Here is a 2,993-nt window from a genome sequence, read left to right as displayed (position 1 = left end):
GGCTCTGGCGAAAGCCGCCAAGGCCTTCGGCGTTGCTACCATCTTAACCAGCGTGATCGCCGACCGTGGCGGCTTCATCTTCCCGCAGATTACCGACGTGTTCCCCGGCCAGGAGGTGATTGACCGGACGCTTATCAACACCTGGGAGGACCGGAAGGTCGTGGACGCGGTCCAGGCGACCGGCCGCAAGCAGCTGGTCATCGCGGGCCTGTACACGGAGATCTGCGTCGCAATGCCGGCGATTCAGGCTGCCGGCGAAGGTTGGGATGTGACGGTGATCACGGACGCCTGCGGCGCCGTGTCGGTCGAGGCCCATCAGGTGGCTATCCAGCGCATGATCGCGGCTGGCTGCAACATGATGACATGGCTGGCGCTTGCGTCCGAATGGCAGCGCGACCATGCGCGAACGAAGACCAGCGCTGCATTCGTTGAGCTCCTCAAGGATCATATGGCCGGCAGCGGCATCGCGTTCCTGTGGGAGCAGCAGCTGCTCAACACGCCGGTGCCGAGCGCCGCAGGCTAACCAAGCCGGATGGCGAGTTTCGATACGAATCCAGAGCGATCCGTATGTAGAGCCTCGCCACCCTCACCTCACAGAGAAGCCTAGCGCCCCGGCTACCGTTTTGCGGTCCTTGTACGACACGAAGTCCAAGCTGTGCCGGAGCAGATGGACGATACAGGTCTGGATGGCTGCTTCAGGGAACACCGCTAGGATCGCTTCAGGGGAGCCTTTCAGGCCATCGACCACGGCGACCAGCACGTCCTTGACGCCACGGTTCTTGAGCTCGTTCATGACCCTGAGCCAGAACCTGGCGCCTTCATTTTTTTGCTCCGGCCACAGGCCCAAGATCTCCTTGGTTCCGTCGGCGCAAACCCCCAGCACGATGTGTACCGCCTTGTTCCTGACGATGCCTTCATCGCGGATCTTCATGCGCAAGGCATCGAAGAAGACCAGGGGGTAGACTGGCTCCAGCGGCCGGGTCTGAGGTCGCGCGGCAGCCGCTGACTGGGGATGGTGAAGTCGTAGTGGCCTACCTCGCCATCGGCTTGAGCATACACCACCCTCGCGCATCTTTCCTGCGGAACGCGCTTTCCAGCACCGGCCACGGGCGTGCTGGCACATCGCCACGAGGTCGGATGGTAGTCGCCTAGCCGTGGCCGGCTTGGTCCGCTAACGCCTGGGCTCGGCCAGCCGCGTTCTGTTCCTCACCATCAAGGATGAGGACGGCATCGCCAGCCTGGTGGTGTGGTTGTCGGTGTTCGAGCGCTATCGCCGCATCGTCCTTGGCAGCCGGATGCTTGAGGTCCTGGGCCGGGTACAAAAGTAGGGCGAGGTCGTCCACCTGGTGGCCGAGCAGCTGGAACACCTCGGCGGGCTGCTGGCCATCGTCGGCTCGAGGAGCCAGCCGAGGCACCCGCTATGGGACATCTACGTCCGCGACTTGCGCCTGGACTCTGGCATCAAGCTGCCGACCAGGGACTTTCGGTCAGGCGACGCCGATGCCAACGCTGGGAAGCCTCGTTGCTATTTTGGAAGCTTCGAAGATTCCAATGACAGCGAAGAATCTGGCGTGTGAACCAGCCTCACTCATCGGCATCCTGAAGGTAAGGCTGTGCTGCCTGTAGAGCGGGAACACAGGCAGGGACCTGAGCGCCCAGCACGGCTTCGTAACTAGTGGTGCCGAGCCAGAGGCGGACGATGGTAGCAGCTCCCCACCAGGGATCCTCGCTGATCCGCTCGACCAGAACCGGCTGGGCAGCAGAGGCGCAGCTAGCGACCTCCTGCACGACAGCAGTGGGCGCGCCCAAACGACGCAGGTGCTCGTCAACTTCGACCTGAAAGGGCTCGATGATGAACAGGCGGACGAGTGCTGAGACGAAATCCCAGATCATGGCTGCTTTCCGCTGACAGACGGATTCTGAGGATCCGACATCGCACAAGTGGCAGGAGACTTGCGCCAGAGGGGCCCGGATCGGGTTCAGCCGACGAACTAGGCAGTCGTGGCGGCGTGTTCAAGAGTGGCCGCCGCACCTTCCGGTAAGGCTCCACAGGGACGGACGCGTCACGAGGGGCAGTTGGCTCGACTTGCTAGGACAATATACCGGTCAGGCGGAGGTTTGGACGCCACCTCGGCCACAGCACGTCCGCCGGAATGCGGGATTATCCGTTTAGGAGTGAGTTAGGGCGGGCTGTCGAATGGCGCGTGCACCGCGTGAACGTCGCTTGGAGAACCGGACCGCACGGGCTGAGCTGAAGCCACGCAAGGAGTCGTACTGGTCGAAGATCAGTCCAGGTTGCCTGATCGGCTACTATCGCGCCCGGACGACTCCGACCGGGACGTGGTTCGCCAAGTTCCGGCCGGTCGGTGCCGCTCCTGGGGTTACCTTCAAGGCCGAGAAGCTGGGTGCCGCCGATGATCAGATGCGGCAATTTTTGATCTAGCTCATCTCCTTTTCGCCTCTTTTAACAAATCCCGGAGTGTTTTATTCAAATCGCTGCACAACATCTGCAGTTTGTCCAGTGCCGGCGTAGCAATCGTGTCGTCCAACACCTGGATCGGGTAGTTCTGGCTGACGCCAGCCAGCTTGCGCCACTTGTTCAGGCTCAGCCCGGATTCCTCGAACCACCGGTTCGGCGTGGCGCGAATGGGGTCGTAGATGTTGGCGGATGGGTCGGTCTTCATATCGCAGAATTCTGCGACATCTGACCAATCTTGAAAACGGCAACACGTTGTGGTTCCGCCTCTTGCAAAACCGCGGTACCGTGATCCGCTATGGCCATTAGTACGGTTGCCAGCCACGTCGAGCGGTTAGGGGCTGCGTCGGTCAGGGCGGGACGCTCACGAGAGTGAAGCGGACCAAGTGGCCTAACAGGCAACGTCATTAGGCCCCGTTAGTTCTTGAGCCAGTCGAGAGTAGCTGCAAGGCAGAGGACGCCCATGAAGGAGCGGGCGGTCTTCTCGTAGCGGGTGGCAATCGCCCGCCACTCCTTG

The 2,993-nt window shown here is 61.8% G+C and carries 5 protein-coding genes and 2 pseudogenes; 2 read left to right on the top strand and 5 right to left on the bottom strand.

Annotated features, from left to right (window positions below):
• Window positions 1-523 (top strand): isochorismatase family protein (locus tag EQG76_RS30370; RefSeq protein WP_159718969.1); only part of this gene is annotated, 523 nt, incomplete at its 5' end.
• A gap of 81 nt (window positions 524-604) precedes the next feature.
• Here the strand turns inward: EQG76_RS30370 and EQG76_RS30365 are convergent.
• From EQG76_RS30365 to EQG76_RS30355, 3 genes and pseudogenes are all read right to left on the bottom strand, one after another.
• Window positions 605-985, bottom strand: a pseudogene (locus EQG76_RS30365) (IS256 family transposase); the annotation flags it as partial.
• Window positions 986-1,148: 163 nt separating this feature from the next.
• Window positions 1,149-1,367: a hypothetical protein gene (locus EQG76_RS30360; protein ID WP_159718968.1), complete on the bottom strand. Its 219-nt coding sequence runs from the start codon at window positions 1,365-1,367 to the stop codon at window positions 1,149-1,151.
• A gap of 217 nt (window positions 1,368-1,584) precedes the next feature.
• A complete protein-coding gene (locus EQG76_RS30355; protein ID WP_159718967.1) occupies window positions 1,585-1,893 on the bottom strand; it encodes a hypothetical protein in 309 nt (102 codons plus the stop codon).
• Window positions 1,894-2,224: 331 nt separating this feature from the next.
• On the opposite strand from EQG76_RS30355, the gene EQG76_RS30350 reads away from it, so the two are divergent.
• Entirely contained in the window at window positions 2,225-2,443 is a 219-nt protein-coding gene (locus EQG76_RS30350) for a hypothetical protein (protein WP_159718966.1), read from the top strand.
• Between the two features lies 1 nt (window position 2,444).
• Here the strand turns inward: EQG76_RS30350 and EQG76_RS30345 are convergent, their stop codons facing one another.
• Together EQG76_RS30345 and EQG76_RS30340 are read right to left on the bottom strand one after the other, a co-directional pair.
• Window positions 2,445-2,684, bottom strand: coding sequence for a hypothetical protein (locus EQG76_RS30345; protein WP_159718965.1), 240 nt, complete (start codon window positions 2,682-2,684; stop codon window positions 2,445-2,447).
• 209 nt (window positions 2,685-2,893) lie between these two features.
• Window positions 2,894-2,993: pseudogene (locus EQG76_RS30340) on the bottom strand (IS5-like element ISMex42 family transposase); the annotation flags it as partial.

Origin of the sequence: Geminicoccus flavidas (assembly GCF_009806515.1) — a bacterium.
GTDB classification, from domain to species: Bacteria; Pseudomonadota; Alphaproteobacteria; order Geminicoccales; family Geminicoccaceae; genus Geminicoccus; species Geminicoccus flavidus.
Note: the sequence above shows the minus strand (reverse complement) of the source record. Positions and strands in the feature narration are given on the sequence as shown.